The 471-nt window shown below is 52.7% G+C and carries 1 protein-coding gene; it reads right to left on the reverse strand.

Annotated elements, in window-relative coordinates; translation table 11 throughout:
- Positions 1-394: hypothetical protein (locus tag RMQ97_RS15485; protein ID WP_413661804.1), on the reverse strand; the 394-nt coding region annotated here is incomplete at its 3' end.
- Positions 395-471: the final 77 nt, after the last annotated feature.

Genomic DNA, 471 nt, shown 5'->3' on the forward strand with positions numbered 1-471 from the left:
ATTCTTCGACAGACGCACCCCGGTGATCATACCAATATCGTGTGTCGGCGAGGTTTTCGAGATTTGTAAGTGTCTGTGTCCAGGCTTTGACTTCAGCGCTGGACAGAATGGTATTGGTGCCCTGGCCAAAGCGGTAACTCTGGCCCGCATCTGGATCTTCATGGCCGGAATACACCAAGGTCCGATAGTGCTGGCCATCCGAGTTGTAGAAGGTTTTTGTGACCCGGCCCTCATGCGACACAACATATTCCAGGCGACCAGACCCATAGTAGGTGTAGCGCGTGTAGAGGGTCTGTTGATCGTTGCTGGACGGAGAGACATTTTTCGCTTCCAGGACGATCTGATTGTCGGAGTTGTAGGTGTATTCAGAAACGATGCCTTCCGGGTCAATCATCCGGAAAAGATTGCCGTTCTCGTCGTACTGATTCTCTATCTGGGTGCCGTCGGGCCGGGTGATAATCACCTTGCGTG

Source organism: Maricaulis sp. D1M11 (assembly GCF_047308265.1).
In the GTDB taxonomy this organism is placed as follows: Bacteria; Pseudomonadota; Alphaproteobacteria; order Caulobacterales; family Maricaulaceae; genus Maricaulis.